This is a genomic window from Natrinema sp. CBA1119 (assembly GCF_002572525.1).
In the GTDB taxonomy this organism is placed as follows: Archaea; Halobacteriota; Halobacteria; order Halobacteriales; family Natrialbaceae; genus Natrinema.
In genome coordinates, this window is sequence record NZ_PDBS01000006.1 from 55,438 (window position 1) to 77,314 (window position 21,877).

The following is a 21,877-nucleotide window of genomic DNA, read 5'->3' on the forward strand; positions in this document are numbered from 1 at the left end:
GCTCTCTAGGCGTGACTTCTGAGGAAAGAGAATCGCTGTTAGTCGAAGAGATCGAAGGTGTAGATGTTGTCGAGGTACTCGTCGCGGATGTTAACGCCCCAGCTGTCGTGCCTGTAGACCGCATCGAGGACATCCTGCTGTTTGTCGTCCATCTTGTCGCCGCGGATGTATTTGATCAGGGCGTCGTCGAGCGAGCCGTCGTGATCGCCGCGGAACCGTGACATCTGCGTCGAAAAGAAGTGCCTGAAGTAGTGCAGATCAACGTCTTCTCGACTGTCTTCACCGGTGATTCCGTAGCGTTTTCCGTACTTCTGGATGATCTGCTGATACATCGCCGAGCCACTCATCCGTCCGTACGTCCCGCCGATCGGTTTGAGGCCTGTGAAGAGTGGATGTGGTGGCTCGGTCTCTGGCCGGATCGTGAGGTACTGGAGCAACGCTTGCTTCAGTTCGGCGTCGATCGGGACGATCGCAGGATTCTCTCGCTTATTGCCGTTCGTTCGTTTCTCGCCCTCAACAACGTCGCCCTCGCTGAAGTTCCCGTAGACGTAGATCGAGTCTGGTTTGTCTCTGATTTCCTCTTTGAGCTCGATACCCTGCTCGTCGAGCCACTCGAGGTAGGAAGGGTGATCGATGTGAACGCACTTCAGGTCCGTGTTCACGCAGGCACCTCGTCGAAACCCATACTTCAAGCTGTACAGGGCGAGTAATTGGATCTGTGGTTGCGGGATCGATTTCAGGAATCCCGATATCTCTGCAACGGTGTGATGGACGCGATCAGGCGAGCTCGTGTCTAGGTCTGTTCGGGAGAGGACGTAGCCCGCGGGGTTGGACTCGGTCTGGTTCATCGTCATCAGTTCTTTATAGAATGCCGACGATTCGGCCAGCTTGTTGTGGATGCCGCGATCATTCGCGCCTTTCTCTTCGAGGTAGTCCTTGTAGTCGAAGAGGTCCTGGACCGAGGCATCTAGGACACCCATTCCGCGATCGCCCAGGAACTGCTGGAGTGCCGTTTCGTTCTCGTTTTGCTGGAGAACCTGCCTGAGTCCTTCGGTCGTTCCTGGTGCGAGGTCTTCGTGGTCTTTGAGCTCCAACCAGTCGGCGACCGGGTCTGACGACGTGAAGATGTCCTCGACGTCGATCTCACCGTAGTCTGTCATTCGGTCAACACCCACCCGCCGTTTGTTGGGCTGTACTCGACGGTGCCTTCTCGCATGAGTTCCTCCAGTTGGTTGCTGACTTCCTCGGCGATGTCGCCAGTGATCAGTTCGCCGAGTTCGTCTTCACTGATCCCGTCCCTCGAGGAGAGGTTGCGGACGATCGTGTCTTGGATGATGGTGGCGATTTCCTCATCGGGAGACGACCGACCTTCTTCGAACTGGACGTGCGGTTCGTCTGCTTCTTCGTTGTGCTCGTAGCCCCACTGGCGTCGGCCAGCGCGAGCCATGCGACGGACGTACTCCGAGAAGGAGACGCCCATCTCGTCTGCATCGGCCGCCCACTCTTCAGGGACGGTGGCTTGCTTCGTATCTACCATGGCGCAAAACATTTTATGGGTTGTATCATACTTAATACCTTTACGTTCAGCAATTTCATATACGGCGATAAGACCGATGTATATTTATGTACTAATTCCATGCGGAAGGAGTGGGAAAAAGAGTCTGATAGAATAGGTATTTAGTGTGATAGTGAGACGGCGTCGGGGTCGCCTCTAATCGCATGCAGACGGTTCGAATCCGGCCGCGTAGGATTGGGAAAGTCCGGACTGTCAGTCGGTTCGACCGACTGAGAGCGCGACCATACTACTTGAATCACGATATGGTCGCGCTGTCAGTCCGCGATCCACGCTGTCAGTATTCCGGTAGATAGCCGAAACTGCGCGAGATATTATCGAGACTCTGAGATAGATCAATGAAATATTCAGAAGTCGGTGGTTGCGCTGGGTTAAATAGTCTCGAAATGGTCGTAGGCCCGCTCCGTCGTGAGCACAGTCCGGTGCCGAAGGCGATTTCGAACGTCGTACAGTGTATTTCCATCTTCCACCTGGAGCATCCGCCAGGGAACGCTGTGGCGGAGCGTGTGGGCGGAGACGTCGGAGGCGGTTCCACGGCCCTCGAAGGAGAAGGGGCGAACGTCAGCTCTCTTCGCGCAGCGCTGGACGACATCGTTGATGGCCTTCGGTGAGAGTCGGGAACTCTTCTGCGACGGGAACAGCGCGATGTGTTCGTCGTCTCGAGTCTCAAGATACGCGGTCAACGTGCTGATTGTCCCGAGACCCCCAGTCTGATCGAGTTCGAACATGGCCGGTCGTGGGCTTCGGTCGGTGGGGTAGTCCTTCTGGATCCGTCCAGGTATCCGCAACTTCTCTTCCTCGAGGTCGAGCATGGCGCGATTCACACTCGACAGTTCAGCGCGTCGGAGCGCTGTGTCGTAGAGGATGGTCACGATCGCGTCGTCACGGGTAGGGTGGCGGCCGTCGTGAGCTGCATCGCGGAGGCGATCGACTTGGTCTGGCTTCAGCCAGTGGACCTCGTCGTCGACAGTCATGGTACACCCCGTTTCGAAACAGAAATAAAGTAACTTCCGATTCCATTATAAAATAGAACGATTCTCGAGAACCAGATCAGAGAATGCCGCGCAGCACAGTGATTCTGCTACGAGAAAGGTGGTTCTGACATCGTCTACCCTCGTGGTGCGTCGGGCCGCCCCCGCAAACCGGCCATCTGACGACCGGTTCCACCGGTAGTCACCGGTCAAGCGCGCCTCTTTGTGAGTGGCTACGCTGTCGTGTCGGCAGCTGATCGCCGCCAGCGACAGCACCCTCCTCGCTCAGCGTAGCTCACTTGTTACCAACGACACATCAGGACAGAATCGGAGACTTAGATTGGGTTAGCTGCCGACGCTTTGTGAGGTACTGTCCCTTGGATTTTGTGGATCGGGTGCTCAGAGACACAAATGATGGCATAATGACTCTGGCCAAGCGATTAGACATGAACGAGAAGAATGAACAACGTAGTCAGACAAGTCGCTGGATTCGAGTTTGGGAGGGCCTAATGACGAAAGCAGTTGCCGTCCGCAAGTGAGAATACAAATCTATTTTTAAGTAGGTGAACAACGGCTACGTGGCCTGAAAGCGGCCCCCGGTGATAGGACACCGGGCACCAACGCTGCCCAAATGACAGCACCAGACACTACACGGTCACGGAGTGATAACTCTGTCCGTCACCCGAACGGGGATGGTGAGAGTGCCTCCACTCCAGAATGTGACCCACGACTCAGACGAATCGTTCAATACGCAAGTGATAACGGTGGTTCCACTACGCGTAGGGACATAGCCGTTAGAAGCGACTGGGAAATCCAGACGGTAAATCAACTCCTCGCCAGTCTTGAGAAGCACTACTTTGTCCATCTAATTGAATACGAAGTCCATTGCATCGTCTTGCTGATGCTGAGAGGAGAGTTCCTCATACAGGAGGGACTCTGAGATGAAAGAGTTGCAGAAAATTTCATTATCACTAAATGACTCATTCGAGGCACTATCAAATAGCCGACGACGACGGGTGATCCTCTTGATTTCGCGTTCGAAGGAACCGATCCCTGCCAGCGATCTTGCACGCGAAATTGCAGCCAATGAGAATCAAATCGATCCCAATCAAGTCACAGGGAAACAACGTTCGAGAGTCTATATCGCCCTCATTCAATCGCATTTGGGTCTTCTCGATGGACTTGGTGTCGTCGAATTCGACGAGCGAGCGAAACTAGTGGCTGAGACAGACAACACCCAGCCTCTTGCTAACTACATCGAGCTACTGAGGAGAAACTGCAACGTTGAACGAGGGGGCACATGACGGTTAGTTCGTCCGTTGTGATGAGTGTCGTTACTGCCAGCATAGTTGGGAACAGCGAGGTGTGGAATGAGTAACGATCCACCACCATGGCTTGGAACCATCTCCACCTTTGTAGCAGTTAAGGCAAATCAAGAGGAAGTGATCACGATGTGCTCGTTGCTGGCGAACCGTCGTCGCCAACTCGTGATTCTCTACCTACTCAATCGTGACCCGGATGAGTGGATATCAATGGAAGAGATTGCACGTTGGGTTACAGCAGTTAGATACGAATACTCCCTCGAAGAGGCCAAAGGTGCAGATTACCGGAATATCCGCGAGTCACTCCGACATACGCATCTCAGGACTTTAGCTGATGCTGGGGTCATTAAGTACGATGCTCAGCAGACACGTGTTACACCTGATGCTCGCTTACCGGAAGTGGGTCGAGTCTTCTTGCATCTCCTCCTCTTGTCATCAGATGTCGATGGTATGATGTCCTGAGAGGGGAATCGCCCCCCGTTTCTCAGGGCGAACCACAATAGTACCGTTGAACAACCTCAATGACCGGATTATATCGGGAGGCACGGATATTCTGCTCTTGTCAGTCCTGTACTTATAATCATCCATTGCGTCTTTCGAAGCGGCTGTGCGTAGACCATGCCGAAGAGGGTGAATATCGGACGGCTAGCTAAAATCGTACAATCAGCCATTGTTGATATGGCCTCTTCCCCTTCTAGTTACTGTGAAAGAACACAACCAGAGACCAACGCACAAAGATAGCCGGGATGACCAGTTATACCCCCAGACAGATCAAGGGTCTTCTAAGGAGAGATCGAGGATACAAAATATTGACGAAACATCAGATAAGGTGGGGGATCTTAATCAGCCTGAATTACCCGTCGAAGGGCGTGTCATTTGCTGGCTAACTCGCAAAGAGGATGGCGCAATTGTCATGGGTGATCTCTGTCCTCCAGGAAATTATACACTCATCCCCTGTCCGGAAGAGAGTAAGCCTAACGAATTGCGAGGCGAAAATATCGCAGGCAACCACGCGGGGTGGTTTAGTACTTCAGGAGATATGTCGCTCGAACACACAGTTCCAAACACCGCTGGAGTGTACCTTCTCGTAAAATCGACCCAAGAATAATGTCACTTGAAATAGTTGAGATTACCTTAGATTGTCCGTCTTGTGGATCAAGGGTTTCTTGGACATATGATGAGGAAAACGGGATATACCGTGACCTGAAGGGCTGTCCAGGAGCACAGTGCATGTTGACTTTCAACCTCGGCATCCATGAAATATCCATAGAAAGGGCAAACGAGATCAGAGAAAATCAGTCTCCCTGAGACGCACAACTCGTCGATAACTCTCAGCACCTATACAGACACTCAATATCTTCACTCCGCCGCTGGGAGAGTGACGCGGAGTTCACCGTCGACTTCGTAGAAATACCCCCGCTCAAGGAGCCTTGTAATTGCATGGTTTGCATCTCCTGGCTCAAGTGTCAGGCGGTCAGTTGCGCAGAGAATGTCGACCGCACGGTCTTGATCGATTGACGGGGCCTGCTGGTTACTGTCCTCGGTGTCTGAGTCGGATATCTCAGCAGAAAGGACAACGTATGCCTCGGTGATCCACTCGGGGAGCGGGGGACGAGGGTTATCGGCCAGATGCATGTATCACTTCACCTGCACATCTGATGCTCAGTGCGATGCTGCTTAACTGTATTCCCTATTGGAGGGGCCGTGTTAAGTTAGGAATGAGGCGGTCGAAGTTCTGGATGCCTATGGCCAAAACTGACCGCCTCGCCGTCTCTACTGGATGGATCGACTTGGAGTTTGTGGAGCGAGAGCGGACACCCCGCGAGATCATTGAAAAGGGTATTCGCCATCATCTTGCGGGAGTCTCGCTTTCGAATACAGTTACGCTGCTTGAGGATTTGGGTGTCGAACGGAGTCGAACAGCGGTCCACAATTGGGTGCAGAAGGCCGATCTACAGCCGGCGGACGGCGCAAGCCCGGATCGCGTCGCGGTTGATCAGAAGGCGATCCGAATCAACGACCAGCAGTACTGGCTGTACGCCGCAGTCGATCCAGAAACGAACAGAATCCTTCATTTACGGCTGTTTCCGACGTATACGATCCCGATTGCACGGGAGTTTCTCACCGGGCTAACCGAGAAACACGACGTCGAAGACGCCCTGTTTCTCGTCGACGACGCCGACGATCTGATCGGCGGGCTCCGCCGAGAAGGCCTCAGCTACCGCGTTCAATTACACGGCGACAGAAACCAGATCGAACGTGTCTTTAGAGAGGTACAACGACGAACATCATCGTTTTCAAACTGCTTCAGCCACGTCGATCCAGTCACCGCAGAAACCTGGCTTCAAGCCCATGCCGTCTGGTGGAATCATGCTTAAGTTAACACGACCCTGTATCCGAATCTTGATACCGTCGTCAATAAGGACCTCGTCGAAAAAGGGCAGCTCGATAGGCGGACAAACTACTACGCAATCACAGAAAACGGCGAAGACGATATCTTTAAGCAGAGAGAGAGAATCCCGCCGTTCACAGTAGACGCCGAACCTAATTTGCAGCGTTGCTGGTAGGGTGTCCATGGTCAAGACGACCGAAGCTAAGCAAGTCTGTCGCGCCGCCTCCACCGTTGTTTATCCAGCGCTCGATTTCGACATCAAACCCTGTGGGAGCTATACGAGAGAGGACTTCTTGGATGTCCTCTCTCGTGTCGCCTTTGAGCAGGAGTTCGCCAATACAGTCGGGAAAACGTACCAGCTTACTCACGGCGAGCCGTTGACGTCACGTCGACGGCTCGCAATGGACTCGCAAAATCATTGCTCTACCACCTCCGAAACTTGGAGACGGACGCCATCGACGATCAGTTCGATGGCGTCCGCGACGATCTCTTCGATATTCTCCGGAAACAACGGCTGCTACCCGACTGTGTTGATGTTGCGATCGATCTCCACGAGTGGCGGTTTTACGGCGACGCAGACACTGACCACGCCCTACTCACCTATCCCGATCAGGGAACAAATCGAACGTACTGTTTTGCGATGATCTGTATCGTCGCACCAGGAACGCGATTCACGCTTGACGTGCTGGCGCTGGAGGCGAACGGCTTTCGCGCCAAGCGCGAAGCCGTTCGCTCGCTACTCGAAACGGCACATGAATACGTCTTGATCAGACACGTCTACCTCGATAGAGGGTTCTATCAAGTTCACGTCGTTGCGGAACTTGAACAATTCGACGTCGATTATATCGTCCGTGCACGCCCGAGTAAAGGGGTGAAAGCCCGTCTCAGCGCCGACGCTGAGATGGTCGTGGATGAGTATCTCATGCAACGAAAGCGTGACCCGACTGCCTCAGTTGCAGTGACTGTGTTTGCCGTTCCACATCGGACAACCGAGGACGAGCACGTCTGGTTCGTTACGAATCTCGACCTCGAAGCTGAGGCAGCGAACGCGTACGCGGCGGCGTTCCGCCGCCGCTGGGGGATCGAAACCTCCTATCGCCAGATCGGTGACTTTCTCCCGAGAACGTCGTCACCGACGTTCTCGGTACGGCTGTTCTACTTCCTGTTCGCGGTTTCGATGTACAATCTGTGGATCCTTGCAAATGTGCTCGTATCAGCTGGAGATGTGTCGGATAAACCGCCGATCTCGACGCGTATCTTCCGGGAATTCGTCGTTGTAATCGACTACGGATAGGGGGAGATCAGTCCGACCGAGTTAATCGGTCAGAACGCCGTAATCGAGTGGATACGCTCAGAAACGCCACTGTTGGCGGCGTTTCTTCTCTCCCCTCCTCTCTGTTTCGCCCAGATTATCGGAGCGCCGCAATCCAAGTCGTTTGATCGACCAGCTTCACTCGGTCATCCGCGTTGAATCGGCAACTACTGTTTACGGCGAGGAGGATGTCACCACGGCAGTTGTATGCCCGCCCGCCTTGGATTCACCCGTGTCAACCGGACCTGGTTCAATACGACTGGTCGCTACCGGGATACTCTTGGGGCGGTCGATCGAAAACGCACCTGACGACGCGCATCTTCGAAGATGGTCCCGAGCAGGAGTCGGCGAAGACTGCTGTGCTACGCGAGCCAACAAGAGTTACCGTCGGTGCAAACTCGGCTTCTGCGGCGAGAATTTCGTCCGTCAAATCGCCTTGGCGGACCGCGGTCTGCGTCTTGATCTCTCACTCCTCGAGTCAGCTCGTCCGCGTCCCGCGAGTCGTGCCTCAGAATCGGAACCCTCCGGAAGTGCCGGATCCGTCGGCGTCTCGACGTGGACCAGCGTCGCTTCCCGTGTTGCGTGACGAAGGTACGACAACTCCGCCAGCTGACCTCTCCATGGAGATCGTCAACAAACTTAATGAGACATCACTAGACCGGCTTCGGGACATCGCCAGCTACGCCGACGCGTTGGCCGAACACAAGGAGCGCAAAACTCGTCTCGAGGAGGAGTCAGTGGTTCGGGCGATCTGGTCGTTGCGTTCCGCGACCCGCTCTGCTTCGTCACAGCAAATCTGTTGCAGGAGATTCGCTGGCGTGACGGTGTCATCGCAGATTTTATACTAGAAAAATACAACAGATAAATTATATTAATGGCCAGTAGATTCATATGATATCTTTATTATTTACAAATAATGGAATATAAAGACTCACAGAAAGTTGGCAACGAGGATAGTAACATCGACCAGTCAAGTAGACTTACAGCGAATCGACGTTCCGTCCTTCAGTCCGCCACAGGTGTCGGGTTAGCGGCGATTGGTGGATTCTCCGGCCAGGTGGCGGCTGAAGATACCGGAAATGAGGATCTTCAGCGAGCGTTCGGAATAGACACGGGTGGAACAGTAAACGGTCTCGTTGCGGACGATAGTCAGGTCTACTATACTGTCGGTAAGACACTCACTGCTGTCGATGGACAATCTGGTGAGGATGTCTGGGAAACGACGGTAGACTTGCCGATTGAGGTCCAGTATGATAATACTGCAGAAAGGATACAACTGGTCCAGGACCAAGGAGTCTTACTTGCTCTTCGCCCTACCGCCTGGATAAGCAAAAAGATACTCGCATACGATACTGGGACGGGTGATCTCTTGTGGGACCACGAGGCTGGCGAACGTATTAGAGCGGTCGAGATGGATGGTACTCGGATATTTATTCGAACCGACACTTCACTCACTGCAATAACCCACAATACAGGAGACCTAGACTGGCGGATCGATACTATTGGGTCTTTTTCTGGTGACCTCCAAATGGCGAATGGAACCCTTCTTACGTTTGAAGATGGTGAAACTCAGCGCCTCGTTGCAATCGATCCTGCTACCGGGGACCGAAACTGGGAGGTCAAAGTCAAACATCAAAATGCTCTCCGTATAGATGCTGAGCGTGCATATATAGCCACTGACGATCGTTCTGTTGATTCAACTATAATCCAGGCAATTGCACTGGAGGATGGAACAACTGAGTGGACACAGACGTTTGAGAGCGCCGAGATCAACGATACTGGATATGGCCAGTTCCATGTACTCAATGGGACGGTTCTGATCATACTACAGCCAGTTGATGAATATCATGCGGTGTTACATACGATAGACGGGCTATCCGGCGAGACGCAGTGGGAGCTTACGTTTAACGATCTTCGCACACGGTTAACGGTGACACCGGAGTTGGCGGTCATCGCTGAAGGGAACAGTATCGAAGGTGAAGCGCGAGCATATAATCTCGAAACAGGAGATATTGAGTGGTCTGTCCCAGTTCCAGGAATCAGTGGGTCATCGGGTAGTGATCCAATTGTCGAACATAACGGAATCATCTACCATCGGTACACCAATCCACCAGGTGCTCGAATTTGGGCTGTCGATATCGAGAGTAGTGAAGAAGTGTTCGATCGAGGCATTATGGGGGGTTCATCCCTCAGGCCGTTCCAGGAGGCAGTAGATCTTGATGTCTCTAACGAATTTATTGATGGCGCTCATCTCATTCCAGAGAATACCGGTACGCTTGAACGAGTCTCTTCAGCGGGAGAGGTAGAATGGGCCATCGATACCGGCGGTTGGGTTACCACTGTCGATCGAGACCTAGACAGAGAACTTACAGTTGGTCTCACTAACACCGGTGACTTGCATGCGGTTGACGAGACAACCGGTGAAATAACTTGGTCGGCTTCTCCAACCGGAGTGAATGACCGAAACTGGAACCCTGTCGTCAGCGATGGCATTGTCATTTCGACAACTACAGTCCCCCGTAGTGACCAGTCAGCCGTTATCAGCGCATATAATATTGAAACCGGTGACCAGAAGTGGGAGACAACCGTCAGAACACGGATCATCTCACCCGTTGTCGTCGGCGGAAATGTTATAACTGGGACATCGTCATTCAGATCTCGGGTCATTGCGTACGATCTTGAGACTGGTAGTGAATCCTGGCAGGTCAATTTGGAGGACGAATTCAACTCCCAAGATGAAGTATACGGGATTCTAGCGTCCGAAACCACGGTCCAAGTGATCACAGATGAGGGTGACCCCACTACAGACGTTAAAGGAGTTCGTACCGTCTCGTTCAATGCGGCTGACGGGAGCGTTAAATGGACAACTGTCTCTGAGGAGATTGTCAGGGTATCTAAGGTGGATCGCAATCCTGAGACGATTCTCTTAGCAGGTGATGATGCTGATCGGAATGAGACCTTCGTTGCGCTTCAGGCATCGGATGGTGCACCGCGCTGGGTAAACACCCTTGACAAGTCACTCTCCAACAACGGAGGCCTGATTGGTGATCGGCTCGGCTATCTCGTCGGACGTAACAATGATTTGCAGACCGTTGATGCCCGGACGGGTGAGGAGGTTACGAGACAGCCAATTGATCAGAACGATGATGTTGATGTGAGACTGGCCGTCGGTCGAGGGAACTTCTATGTTTATGCCAAACCGTCGTTGGAAGCATTCACTCCAGATGGTAACCAGGCTACAGTTGCGAGCGTAGACAATACAACATTTGCGCTTAACGCGACCGATGACCGAGTATATCTGACGACACTTTCGGAAGGATTCATCGGATTTATTGATGGAACAGCCGTCTTCCCCGATCCGCCCGAATCTAGCGGTCCAACGGTTGCTGACTATGCCAACAGTGATGGAACTGTCACTATTATCGGTCTACGTGATGCGCTCGGCGACTGGCGCAACAGTACTGTCGACATAGGGTTGTTGGTGAAGGTGATCACTGCGTGGCGATCTGGGGATCCTGTGGACTGACTACGTGAACCGCCTCGGTGTCGAGCCTGAGAATCCCCGCCCGCCGCCTTCTCCTCGATGCGTTGTTGCAACCGCAGGAACACCCATTTGCTGAGGCGGCGATTCCAGTACGCGCCGAGATCCTCTTCGCTAATCCCGTTAATCGCTCGAGGACTTTCGCTTCGATCGGGACGACCGCTTCGTGCGTATGCCCCACTACCGCGAGGACGAAGTCGACCCGACGACGGGCCACAGTCACTCGAGGACGCCGTGGCCGAGGCCTACGAGAAGATCGACAACAACGACCTCTCCTCGAATCTCACGCTCCTCGACGAGAATCTTGCAGCGCTGTTCCACGGCCTTGAGAACGCTGACCGACTTGCGGACGTGGGTGACGCGGCGGCCGACGAGCTAGACTGGGACGCCGAGGACGCGGACACGCGGGCGGCTGTCCTTCGGCTGTTAGTCTGCATCGGGCTCAATGAGGTGGACAGCGACGAGGACGACGACGGAATCATTCAGGCGGGCAAGGCCGGCCGCCGGCAGTACTACGAATCAGATGACTTCTGAATTGTCTCTCCCGGAAGTATATTGTATCTGGATACTGTATACAGATACTGGAATAACCCTTTTCAGTCCGTTCCAGCTCTTACTTAGCGACTGGCTGCCAGTACGTTTATAGAGGTTTACTCACGTTCTTGGAGGAACCTATGTTAACCTGTGCCAGCTGTGATGCATTCGTGACGAGTGCCTGCAAGTCGTGTCGTTGAAACAGGAAGCCTCGAGGTCGTTCGAGAGAGCTTCGCTCTCTCGTGATGATGAAAGGCCGAAGACCTTTCGAACTACTTGCCCCCGAGGCAGTTCACTGATGACGCTTCTGTATCGCCATCTCACCATCATGGGAGACGGGATCGCACGTAAAATCCTTTGAGACCCGATAGTAGTCGAGGATGTATCGTGCATCGCCTTCGATCGCATTGTGCTCCCCAAGGTCTGACCACGTGATCACATCATCAAAGGACTCATAGAGGTCGTCAAGCGACAGCTTCTCGACGCGAACGGATGGCTCTTCACCAGTCGAGTATCGCCGCATCGGGTACTCCTCATAGTGCGCGCGCCCGATGACCCACGTCACGTTCTCTGCTGGACGGACTTCGCGAACGACTGAGTCGTATTTCTCGATCTCACGTTCACCGAGGGCGTGTAAGATCCAGTCGTAGACCTCCCGAGAGACGGCTCGCTGAATGGGATCTTTCCTCGAAAAGTCGATCGTCTCGAGCTTGTCTCGGTTCTCTTCGACGAACACCTCGGCTGCCTCCTGTTTGTCGCCCTCGAGATAATAGATCGTCGTCAGGCGACCAGCGCCACCTTTGTTCGTCATATCGGACGACTTGGTGACCTTGATCTTCCGGAGCTGTGCCCGTTCGTCGTAATTCAAATTACTGTGATCAATGGCCGTTCGGGGATGCTCGGTGAGCCGGTCGTATTCTTTCGTCACGATAACCGGTAGTGACTACAGGAACGAGTCTTTTCTGTCTTTGTCCGACGCAGTGGCAGCCGCCGCTATCGGGTGTAGCGTCCAATAAAAGAAAACCGCAGAAATGGAGTGTCGGCCGTAATCGTTGCTCGTGACCACTGCGCTGCTGATCGTGATACACGACCGATAGCGCATACCTCTGCCTGACAACGATCACGCGTGAGGGCCACCGTCCCACCTGCTATCGGTGGCAAGGCTGACTCTCCGTCCGTCAGGGTGCGGAGGCGGTCTCAACTCTTCCCGTCTGTGCAAACGCGGTGCTTTCAGCGATCCTTCTTGACTCACATGTTAAATCAAAAAATAGTTAGATATATCCTACTGGTAATTCACTATTCGATATATGAGTGTCCACCAATGGCGAGAGGACTGCTCTCCCCACCTCTCCGGACCTGACAACCAGACTCCTCGTCGCACAGTCCAGCGACTAACAATGCTCTTCGTGACGGTGACACTACTGCTGGCCGTGTTAGCACTCGTCGGTTCCGGCCTTGGAATTGCCGCCGACGGGAGTGATACTGCGTCACTAAACGAGACGAACACGAGCGAGCGGAATGTGTCTGACCACGTCGTCTCACCAGGCGCCACAACGTCTGTAACTGTCTCTTTCAAGTTCCAGGAAGCTCGCCAAGTGACGCTTGTTGAAACGTTTACTCCGGAATTCGGGAATGTGACCATTGTCGATACTGGTGGCGCCACCCTTTCTGGGGTGAACAATGCCAACGATGAACTATTCGTTGACTGGGGCGAGGTCAAGACAGCGACCGTCACATACGAAGTCACAGTGCCAGACGATGCAGCAGATGGTGATACCTTCACTCTCAACAGTGGCAAGATGAGCGATGTGACGATCGAGCCAGCAGTGATCGAGGTCGACACGGACCCGGCATTCTTCGACGTGGCAGAGTTAACGCCTGGTGAGACGAGCATTGACTCTGGTGACTCGGTTAATGTATCAGCTACAGTGACAAACACTGGAGGGACAACAGACACGCAGGCTGTCAACCTAACGCTCGATGGGGAGGTTGTTGCGTCCCAGTCGGTCACGCTCGAGCCAGGCGAGACGCAGTCAGTCACGTTCATGGCCGCACTGGGGGACCGTGATGCCGGCAGCTATGAGTATGCTGTTGCCTCAGCGGATGAGGCAGCTACGGTAACGCTCACTGTTGGCAACCCCACTGCTGACCTTGACCGAACGATCAGCGAGTCGACGCTCACTCCTGGCGCAACCACAACAGTGACTGTCGACGTGACGCAGAACACGTCGTCTGGATTGTTCCTTGCCGAATCCTTCACACCAGCGTTTGCTGATGTGACCATTGTTGATGACGGTGGTGCCGACTTCAAGGGCGTGAACAATGCCAACGATGAAGTATTTGCTGACTGGGGTGACGTCAAGTCAACGACCCTCACATATAAAGTGACGATCCCGAAGGATGCGACGGCCGGTGATGAATACACCATCCAAAGCGCATCTTCAAGCGACTACGCTCTCGGGACCGATACCATCACCATTAGTGATGCTGAGCCTGCGAGTTTCGCTGTTGAAGCGTTCGATGCCCCAGGCAGTGTGCCCCAAGAAGAGAACATCACGGTGAATGCCACAGTCACGAACGTTGGTGGCATGAATGGAACGGAAACCGTCGAATACCGACTTGGCGGTGATGTCGTTGCGACTGAGACGGTCACGCTCGCCCCGAATGAGACAGTGACCGTCACCTTCGAAGCAGCGGCAACAACCGACCGGCCAGGGGCTGTTACCCATGGAGTCTGGATCGCCGAGGAGAGTCATACACAGACACTCACTGTGAAGCACAGCCGTGCAACGTATGCCGGCGACAACGGTGAGATCGGACTCAGAGGTGTCAGCAACGCCAGTACTGACTGGAATGACGGTCACATAGACCTGTCACTGCTGCGCGACATTATCGGTCACTGGCGAACTGACACTCCGGTTCGATAGCCTCTTCTACGCTCTTCGCGACCGTTTTTGGGCCTGCTATCACATCGGCACTCCCCATTCCATTTTTCTCTCCATCTCCGTTGGGTGGCTGAATTGAGCGAGTAGGCTTCGCTCTGCGTTGCTCGTTGTGCGACGGGGTTTCACTTCTCTCTTCCCCAGTACTCTCCGCTTCTCGAGGGCCGAGTCACTTCCCTCTCGCTGTATAGTATTAGTTACCTATTTTCTCATGAGTTGATGAATTACTATGTATAATATATGATTGGCGACCCTATTGGCAGAGACAGAATGAGGGGCGTCATGGGACAGAGACGACGATCACTCACACGCCGATCGTGGCTCGGACTCCTTGGTGGGACCGCTGTTATATCACTCATACCGGCGTCTGCCACGGCATCTGAGACAGCGTACCAGTCCATCACTGTCCCTGCAGACGAACGAAAAATTGTCGTTGTCAAGGATAACAAAACGCTCGAGAATGTCTTATTTGATGTGACTGCGCCCGGGGCGGGGGTATCAATTATCGCTACTGGCACTAATTGGACAATTCGTAATATTGCGATCCGTGGCCAAGTCGACATGGGCGATGCCTGTGTTCTGTGCGTCAGCGATACTGACCGTGGGATCTCCCGAATTGAGAATGTTTGGATTGGTGATGGCGCTGCCTACGAGGAGAAAGGGGGGACAGGGCTCTGGGTTGAGCCTGCTCATACTGGTCACCTCGTAATCGAGGGGGTAAACATCCAGGAGATGAGCGATAATGCGTTCTACTGTTCTGCGATGGGGGCCGGTGGTGGAGGGACGGTTTCTCTCCGCAACTGTTATGCTGCTGATTGCTGGGTCTCCCATTATCGACTGGCCGAAGGGAGGCTCGAGAACTGTGTCGCATCTGTGACCGACTGTCGTCGGTACCGGCAGGGACGTGGTGTCTGGGCCTGGGCGCCTGGCCCAGTTGAGGTGGAGAACTGCCATCTCGATATGAATGGAAATCATTACTCGTTCGTCGCTGGTGCAAACGACGATCCTAGCCACATTACCGTCACTGACACCCAGTGGGATGACGGGTTTCACGGTGGCTGGGCCGAACGAGACGGTAGCACAATTGAGTTCACGGCTGGGAACGGTACTGACCCGCACAATCAGCTTCCAGACGGCTGTCCGGCCTCTCCGGTGGATATCTTCCCTCAGGAAGCTGTCGATCTCTCGTTTGAAGGCCACGTCTCGACTGGGGAGACGGTTATCGTGGAGCGGGCGGTGTATCACCCAGATGATTTCGTGATCGTCATTGCGACTGAATCTGGCGACGTGATCGGGGCCAGCGATCAACTCACAGCAGGCGAGACCGTCTTTGATCTCTCCATTCCCCTTGAGTCGGAACTCACTGAGACGCAGACGGTGACCGCGACAATTTATACTGCCACGAGCGACGGCGGAGTCGGTGACCCCGTTCAATCTGCTGGCCGTGTCCGTGATACCGCCGAGCTCACGATTATTAGGGAGGACGAACCGTACCTCCTCACGTACATGAACGAGCACTGTGTCGTCGATACAACTGGCCTGAAATCGGCAATCACTGCGTGGCGCAACGGCACGGTCTCGCTTGACCTGCTGCGAACTGTTATTGACTACTGGCGGAGCAGTGAGCCACTTCGGCTTCCAGCGTCCTACGACTACGACTGAAGGTGTAGAGATCTGTGTCACTGCTTTCGGGTCTCTCACACAGGGAGAGGGGAGAAGGGAGAGGAAAAGGTGTGGTGTAGGTTACACGCCAGTCCGCCAGGCGTTGATGATTTCGCTCAGCAGTCGCATCCCAATATCGCTGGCGCGCCAGTCGTCGATTCCAGATTGGAGTCCTCGAATATCGACAGCCCCGTTCTCGTTCCGGTACTCGGCCAGTGGGTCACTATTGACAGTGAGATACTCACGGTCAATGTCGACTCTGCCAGCGTCGTCAACGACGGTGAGTCGCACTTCGTAGGTTCCTTCTTCGGCGAAAGTGTGTTCAACCTGCTCGCCCATCGCATCGACTGTGCCGTCGCCAGTGAAGTCCCACTGGTACTCTACAATCGGGGCATCGCCCGGCTCTGATCCGCTAGCAGTGAACGTGGCCGTTTCGTTGAGCGTGACCTCTCCGTCAATGCCGATCTTGCTCGTCGGTGGAATGGCGTCGACGTAGGCACGGACCGTCTTGCTTGTGCCCCCCACATACGCGCGGTTTCCGACAACTGTTGGTCCACGGACCATTCCATCATGAAGGAGTTCCCATTTGGTCGTTCCTAACTCGGTTCCAAAGGCGAGGACTTCCTTCTCTTTGGTTCCAACGTACAGGGTTTCCCCTGTGGCTGCAGGTTGGCTGAACGGCTCTCCTTCGGTCCCCTTTTGCCAGACTTGATCGCCTGTCTCTGGGTTGAGTGCAGTCACACCAGGAGAATCATTCGTGGTCACGAATAGGGTGTCACCATTGTGCGCTAGATACCCGAATGTCCCTGCTGAACTGTTGTGCGTCCAATTCTCCTTGCCGTTATGAGTAAACGCGGTGACGCCACCATTTCTGGTCGTCGCAAATACGCTTGTGTCGGTTGTAAGGACAGACCATCCGTTGCCGTCACCGAAGCTGACCTGCCACCGTCCATTGCCATCGCTTGCGTCGATCGCGTACAGGGTGGCTTCACCGGTTCCATATCCTTCTCCATCTTCCGTAAGGACGTAGACTCGATCTTTGCCGATGGCGGGCTGCGCGTTGACGCTTTCGTCAGTTTCGAACTGCCAGATTTGTGTTCCGTCCTCTAAGGACCGTGCTTCAATCTTTGATCCGAAGGCGATGTACACCATGCCGCCAGCAACAACTGGCGGATAGATGTCGCTCGAGACGGGAATTTGCCACTGTTGCGTGCCGGTTCTTACATCAACTGCATGGAGTGCTGTCGGCGATGCGTTGTATCCGACATCGTACTCAATGGCCAACACGGTGTCATCTGCGAGTACTGGTTGCCATGTCTGGAAGGTATCGCCCTCGTCGTACGTCCAGACTGACTCACCGGTTCGCAGATCAACTGCTTTGAGATCTCCAGCCGCAATATAGGCTGTATCGCCATCGGTAGCCGGTGGTGTCGTTTCGCTATGATCGAATGTCTGGTCCCAGAGGATCTCCGGCTCATCCGTTGGTCCATCACCTTCGGTACCGCCAGTCTGGCCAGCATCATACCCGTCAGTCGCCCAGCCAAGAGTGGGAATTCGAGGCGGCTCAACACCCTCGGCTGTGCCAGCAATGTGAGCCCGGAGCGTTGAACCACCAGCAACATATACCGTCTCGTCAATAGGGATCTGTCCGTCAACGACATCGTCATGGACACGGCGCCACAGAATATCGCCAGTGTCTGCATCAAGCAGGAGGACTTCCCGGTTGACAGTTCCAATGAGTACTCCGGCGTCGGTGACCGATGGCAGTGATGATGCAGCACCCATCTCGGATTCTCGCCATGCTCGGTTGCCGGTCGATTTTTCAAGTGCAGTTACTCCAGCGCCATTCGTCGTCGTGACGTACACGAGGGTCTCATTGGCGACGAGGTATTCGTAGTTATCTGCACTTTCGTTGTGCGTCCACTGCTCGTCACCGTTATGAGTGAGTGCGGTGACGCCACCGTTCGTCGTCGTCGCATACACTCGTTGGTCGTCGGCAACAACGCACTGGCCGTTGCCGTCACCAATCCGAGCGCGCCATCGTGCGTTGCCAGTTTCGGGATCAAGGGCGTAGAGATCTGCTTTGCCAGTTCCATACCCCTCGCCGTCCTCGGTGAGGACAAACAGTCGATCCTCTGTTAACGCTGGCTGTGCACTGGCTACTTCGGGGAGGTCAAACTGCCAGTTGAGTGAGCCACTGGCGAGGTTATACGCCTTGACTGTCCCTGGCGTCGCGAGATAGGCTGTCTCCTCATCCACGACTGGTAAGTGGGCACCGGCGGACACGCTGGTGTCCCACCGCCGGCTGCCACTCTCAGCCTCAATTACGTGGAGTCGGTCAATAGTGTTACTATACCCGGACTCCTGTTCAAAGGCAAGGACGAACGGCCCGGCAATAACTGGCTGATCTCTGAAGAGGTCACCGTCATTGTATCGCCACTCGGGATCAAGCGTTTCCGCGTTAAAGGCAATTACTTCGTTATCGGCCGAGACGTAAAGCCGGTCACCGTCAGACGCCGGTTCGCTCGCTGGAGCAGTCTCAAAAGTTTTCCACCAGTCAAGCGTCGTTCCCTGATCGCCTGTCGGTGGTGCGGCTGTGGGGTTGTACGCCGTCGTTGCCGAGTCGTATGCGCTCCCAGGCCATGTTCCTGCCTCCGGCGATGAGATCGTAACTGGAGATGGTGCCCCGCTCGTATGCGCCCGGATCGTTCCGCTAGCACCCGTGACGAACGTCCGGTCTTCCACAGTAACTGGTTGGTTGACACTTCCATCATGGACGCGACTCCACTTAACAGACCCATCAGTGGGATTAAGCGCGTATACTTCGTCGTCAGTCGTCCCCACGAATACTCCTGCATTGGTGATTACCGGCCGGCTGGCAGTAGCGCCAACGGCCGTATCCCAGACTCTCGAACCGTCACTGAGGCTGAGACCGGCGATAAGATTGTCTGCAGTGACGTAGAGTCGATTCTCATCAATTGCGAGATGATGGAACGTATCCGCAAACCCTGCTTCCGTCCAGATGACTGTCCCGCTCGTATCGAATGCAGTAACGCCCCCATTGCTCGTTACGGCATATAGACGGCCACCGTTTGACACAAGGTCTCTCGCATTGCCGTCGCCGTATGCCTCTGTCCAGCGTGCGACACCGCTGCTCGCATCAAACGCTATGAGATTCGTAGTACTGGTTCCATATCCACTCCCATCTTCCATCGTGACGTATAGCTTCCCGTCCAGCAAGACAGGTGAGACGCTCGCCGGTTGGTTAAGTTCGTACTGCCACTCTTCGGTTCCAGTGTCCAGATTCAGCGCGCGGACGGTTGAGCCATCAGCGACATAACACATCGACCCATCGGCAACGGGAAAGCGAGCACCACTGGAGACATCTGCCACCCACTCCTGACTCCCGTCGGTAGCGTCGAGAACGTGAAGTTCCGAGATAGTGTTGCTATACCCTGAATCGCGATGGAGGACGATGAGATACCCCTCGACCACGATTGGTCGATCTGTGAAGACCTCCCCTTCATCATACTTCCAGGTAACACGGCCGTTGCTGATGTCGAGCGCAACTACTTGCGTTCCGTCAGCCACATACACCGTGTCATTCGCGATCGCCGGGGCAGTAACCGAGTTCCCACCGAGCGTCTCCCACCAGTCAAGTGTCGTGGGAGTATCTATCGGTCCATCCGTATCCGTGTTATACGATGATTGTGTTGTTGCCCGTCCGATTTGTCGCCATTCACCGACGACCACTGGATAATCACTGGTAACGGCACCTGCCGCCGTCGAGACACCCGCTGTGGTACCCACGCCAAGAGCACCCAGTAGTTTGAGCGTCTCCCGCCTCAAGATTCCGTCATCAGTCGTCATTTCGTCTCGACAACGGTAACCGAGAACATATAGATTTTCCGGCTCTCAACTATATTTGATATGAAGTCACTCCACTGTTAGAGCATGACTGAGCCCGCTGCTAGAAGAGAGTTCTTTCAATTAGAACAATATAGTTTATATGTAGGCTTATTCAACTATATTGATATAGGAAGCTCTAGTACCACGCCATCGAGAAAAGACCCAAATTACAGCCTAAATAGCGTTAGATTTGTCGACCCTACTATATCGGCAGAGAGGTTTTCACGCCGTTGACGGAACCCCTGAGATCACGCAGCATTGAGACAGTGCCATTACTACACAGTGTGGGTGCCATGGGGTAGTTGTTTTAGGATCTGCTCGAGTTCGCTTCTTCCATGAGGTGTTTTTTCTTTAAGTGGTTCTCGGTACAAGTTGGAGATAGAGCGGGGGAGTGTTCTGCCCTAATTCTCAAGCACGACAGTCACAACTCGGTCGGTCCCTGAGAGGGCGGGCTATAGACTACACGGCTCTGTTGAGACCCTTAATTTCTAATACACTCAGTGAATTGAATATAAGGAATGTATGCAGTAGAACAAATTCTCATAGTCTCCGTGTCTACCAACGATACCCGGCCACACACAATTGGCCTATCTTCCAAAAGGCAGGTTGACACCCCCACGACCATCAGATCACCGTCACCACGCGAGTCGTCAAGACCCTACTTGAGCTTCCGGTGTATAATTGGTCGAGAATACCTTTTTGCCCGGAATCGACAGAGGAGTGTAGCTGCAGGCGGCCTTAGAGACGCGAGGGTAGGAACAAAGTCGATAGAAGCACGTTCCTTGAGTTCAAGTAGAACAATTACACAAACAAGTCCTACTAGTTATGAGCATGGGCCAGATACTCGTTTTGTCTCTCAATCTTACTCACTAGCCTCATCCGCCACCACTTGAAGAAATAGTAGCTGAGACCGAGATACCAGATGAAGCAGATCTGAAACTCGCCGAATGGGCGTGGCGGCTGGCCGCTGGTTACCTTCTCACGCACAACGTCGGCCTGCTGAGGCCGTCGACGAGTGCAAATAGTATGACCCAGTGGAGGCAATCAACAGTCTCAGCGAGCAGGCAATTTCTCGCAAAACTCTTAGTAAGAATGACAGTCGGCACTGTAAAGATCGTGATTCCTAGCATAGAGGGCACTGTCTAGTTCTGGATCGCCTTAGCTGGCGCCTTTCCGTCAAGAGCTTGATGCGGTCTGTACTGGTTGTAATAATGTTGGAACTGTTCAATTCATTCCCGGACGATCGCCCGACTGCCCACCCATGAATTATGGAAGCGGTCAACGCGCATTTTGAGACCATAGTACCACGCGGATGTCCCATTAGAGAGCAAGCAGTTTGTATTTTTTCTACTATATTGTTTCAAATACAATGGATTCTTCAACTGTCTGAACCGGTTTGGGTTTCTCGTCCTCGTTGTTTGAATTGTCTTTTTCCCTTGGGTGTTTGATTGCCTACTTCCAATGCACCCTGAAAAGAGAGCAAGAGTCCCACTTGCGCTGGCACAGAGTAGGTGTCTTCTTTCCATACTATCGCAGATGAGGGGGACAGTTAATTAATGATTCTAGTAGGAGTGAATTTATAAGTGATGGATCTTCCGTGGAGACCATGTCGAGACCATCGGTCGGGGCATCTACGAGCTCACTGACGACCCGCGCGAAGACGCCACCGACGACACACGCGATGTCGACGCCCTACAGGAACGAATCGACGATCTCGAG

General features: G+C 53.9%; 14 protein-coding genes and 3 pseudogenes. 9 read left to right on the forward strand and 8 right to left on the reverse strand.

Features of this window, described 5'->3' with window-relative positions; all coding sequences use genetic code 11:
- Nucleotides 1-38: 38 nt before the first annotated feature.
- From CP556_RS21990 to CP556_RS22000, 3 genes are all read right to left on the reverse strand, one after another.
- Nucleotides 39-1,160 carry a tyrosine-type recombinase/integrase gene (locus CP556_RS21990; RefSeq protein WP_098727784.1) on the reverse strand — a complete coding sequence of 374 codons (1,122 nt, stop codon included), beginning with the start codon at nt 1,158-1,160 and terminating at the stop codon, nt 39-41.
- On the reverse strand, nt 1,157-1,537 hold the full coding sequence (locus CP556_RS21995; RefSeq protein ID WP_141551742.1) for a DUF5805 domain-containing protein: 381 nt from the start codon (nt 1,535-1,537) through the stop codon (nt 1,157-1,159). Before CP556_RS21995 ends, CP556_RS21990 begins: the two co-directional genes overlap by 4 nt.
- A gap of 407 nt (nt 1,538-1,944) precedes the next feature.
- Entirely contained in the window at nt 1,945-2,547 is a 603-nt protein-coding gene (locus tag CP556_RS22000) for a tyrosine-type recombinase/integrase (RefSeq protein WP_098727786.1), read from the reverse strand.
- 938 nt (nt 2,548-3,485) lie between these two features.
- Between CP556_RS22000 and CP556_RS22005 the strand changes: the two genes are divergently transcribed.
- Together CP556_RS22005 and CP556_RS22010 are read left to right on the forward strand one after the other, a co-directional pair.
- Nucleotides 3,486-3,848, forward strand: a complete 363-nt coding sequence (locus tag CP556_RS22005) for a DUF7344 domain-containing protein (RefSeq protein WP_098727787.1) — start codon at nt 3,486-3,488, stop codon at nt 3,846-3,848.
- A gap of 66 nt (nt 3,849-3,914) precedes the next feature.
- The gene (locus tag CP556_RS22010) at nt 3,915-4,328 is read left to right on the forward strand and encodes a DUF7344 domain-containing protein (RefSeq protein ID WP_098727788.1); all 414 of its coding nucleotides are present in this window, start codon (nt 3,915-3,917) and stop codon (nt 4,326-4,328) included.
- Nucleotides 4,329-5,225: 897 nt separating this feature from the next.
- On the opposite strand, the gene CP556_RS22015 is transcribed toward CP556_RS22010, so the two are convergent.
- Nucleotides 5,226-5,501, reverse strand: a complete 276-nt coding sequence (locus tag CP556_RS22015; protein ID WP_098727789.1) for a hypothetical protein — start codon at nt 5,499-5,501, stop codon at nt 5,226-5,228.
- 110 nt (nt 5,502-5,611) lie between these two features.
- On the opposite strand from CP556_RS22015, the gene CP556_RS22020 reads away from it, so the two are divergent.
- From CP556_RS22020 to CP556_RS22030, 3 genes and pseudogenes are all read left to right on the forward strand, one after another.
- Nucleotides 5,612-6,244: an IS6 family transposase gene (locus CP556_RS22020; RefSeq protein ID WP_098727797.1), complete on the forward strand. Its 633-nt coding sequence runs from the start codon at nt 5,612-5,614 to the stop codon at nt 6,242-6,244.
- A 12-nt stretch (nt 6,245-6,256) separates the two neighbouring features.
- Nucleotides 6,257-6,433 (forward strand): annotated as a pseudogene (locus CP556_RS22025) (hypothetical protein); the annotation flags it as partial.
- A 243-nt stretch (nt 6,434-6,676) separates the two neighbouring features.
- A complete protein-coding gene (locus tag CP556_RS22030) occupies nt 6,677-7,552 on the forward strand; it encodes a transposase (protein WP_255291569.1) in 876 nt (291 codons plus the stop codon).
- 284 nt (nt 7,553-7,836) lie between these two features.
- Here CP556_RS22030 and CP556_RS27005 read toward each other — a convergent pair.
- A pseudogene (locus CP556_RS27005) lies at nt 7,837-8,167 on the reverse strand (universal stress protein); the annotation flags it as partial.
- A gap of 319 nt (nt 8,168-8,486) precedes the next feature.
- On the opposite strand from CP556_RS27005, the gene CP556_RS22045 reads away from it, so the two are divergent.
- Both CP556_RS22045 and CP556_RS27635 read left to right on the forward strand, forming a co-directional pair.
- Nucleotides 8,487-11,096 (forward strand): outer membrane protein assembly factor BamB family protein, encoded by a 2,610-nt coding sequence (locus CP556_RS22045; protein WP_098727791.1) that lies wholly within the window; start codon nt 8,487-8,489, stop codon nt 11,094-11,096.
- 57 nt (nt 11,097-11,153) lie between these two features.
- Nucleotides 11,154-11,645: a DUF8115 family protein gene (locus CP556_RS27635; protein WP_486187789.1), complete on the forward strand. Its 492-nt coding sequence runs from the start codon at nt 11,154-11,156 to the stop codon at nt 11,643-11,645.
- A 292-nt stretch (nt 11,646-11,937) separates the two neighbouring features.
- Here the strand turns inward: CP556_RS27635 and CP556_RS22055 are convergent, their stop codons facing one another.
- Nucleotides 11,938-12,573, reverse strand: a complete 636-nt coding sequence (locus tag CP556_RS22055; RefSeq protein WP_098727792.1) for a hypothetical protein — start codon at nt 12,571-12,573, stop codon at nt 11,938-11,940.
- Nucleotides 12,574-13,042: 469 nt separating this feature from the next.
- Here CP556_RS22055 and CP556_RS22060 point away from each other — a divergent pair, with 469 nt between their 5' ends.
- Complete coding sequence (locus CP556_RS22060) at nt 13,043-14,572, forward strand: CARDB domain-containing protein (RefSeq protein WP_176548299.1); 1,530 nt, start codon at nt 13,043-13,045, stop codon at nt 14,570-14,572.
- Nucleotides 14,573-15,148: 576 nt separating this feature from the next.
- Nucleotides 15,149-16,249: a DUF7282 domain-containing protein gene (locus CP556_RS22065; RefSeq protein ID WP_098727794.1), complete on the forward strand. Its 1,101-nt coding sequence runs from the start codon at nt 15,149-15,151 to the stop codon at nt 16,247-16,249.
- 81 nt (nt 16,250-16,330) lie between these two features.
- Here CP556_RS22065 and CP556_RS22070 read toward each other — a convergent pair whose 3' ends face one another.
- The gene (locus CP556_RS22070; protein WP_098727795.1) at nt 16,331-20,119 is read right to left on the reverse strand and encodes an outer membrane protein assembly factor BamB family protein; all 3,789 of its coding nucleotides are present in this window, start codon (nt 20,117-20,119) and stop codon (nt 16,331-16,333) included.
- A gap of 1,181 nt (nt 20,120-21,300) precedes the next feature.
- A pseudogene (locus CP556_RS27010) lies at nt 21,301-21,465 on the reverse strand (integrase core domain-containing protein); the annotation flags it as partial.
- Between the last annotated feature and the right edge of the window lie 412 nt (nt 21,466-21,877).

Excerpts from the sequence above, each read along its gene's own strand:
- CP556_RS22065 (WP_098727794.1), top strand. The coding sequence starts at position 15,149 with ATGGGCGATGCCTGTGTTCTGTGCGTCAGCGATACTGACCGTGGGATC.
- CP556_RS21990 (WP_098727784.1), bottom strand. The coding sequence starts at position 1,160 with ATGACAGACTACGGTGAGATCGACGTCGAGGACATCTTCACGTCGTCA.
- CP556_RS22060 (WP_176548299.1), top strand. The coding sequence starts at position 13,043 with ATGCTCTTCGTGACGGTGACACTACTGCTGGCCGTGTTAGCACTCGTC.
- CP556_RS22070 (WP_098727795.1), bottom strand. The coding sequence starts at position 20,119 with ATGACGACTGATGACGGAATCTTGAGGCGGGAGACGCTCAAACTACTG.
- CP556_RS22020 (WP_098727797.1), top strand. The coding sequence starts at position 5,612 with ATGGCCAAAACTGACCGCCTCGCCGTCTCTACTGGATGGATCGACTTG.
- CP556_RS21995 (WP_141551742.1), bottom strand. The coding sequence starts at position 1,537 with ATGGTAGATACGAAGCAAGCCACCGTCCCTGAAGAGTGGGCGGCCGAT.
- CP556_RS22005 (WP_098727787.1), top strand. The coding sequence starts at position 3,486 with ATGAAAGAGTTGCAGAAAATTTCATTATCACTAAATGACTCATTCGAG.
- CP556_RS22010 (WP_098727788.1), top strand. The coding sequence starts at position 3,915 with ATGAGTAACGATCCACCACCATGGCTTGGAACCATCTCCACCTTTGTA.
- CP556_RS22045 (WP_098727791.1), top strand. The coding sequence starts at position 8,487 with ATGGAATATAAAGACTCACAGAAAGTTGGCAACGAGGATAGTAACATC.
- CP556_RS22000 (WP_098727786.1), bottom strand. The coding sequence starts at position 2,547 with ATGACTGTCGACGACGAGGTCCACTGGCTGAAGCCAGACCAAGTCGAT.
- CP556_RS22015 (WP_098727789.1), bottom strand. The coding sequence starts at position 5,501 with ATGCATCTGGCCGATAACCCTCGTCCCCCGCTCCCCGAGTGGATCACC.
- CP556_RS27635 (WP_486187789.1), top strand. The coding sequence starts at position 11,154 with ATGCGTTGTTGCAACCGCAGGAACACCCATTTGCTGAGGCGGCGATTC.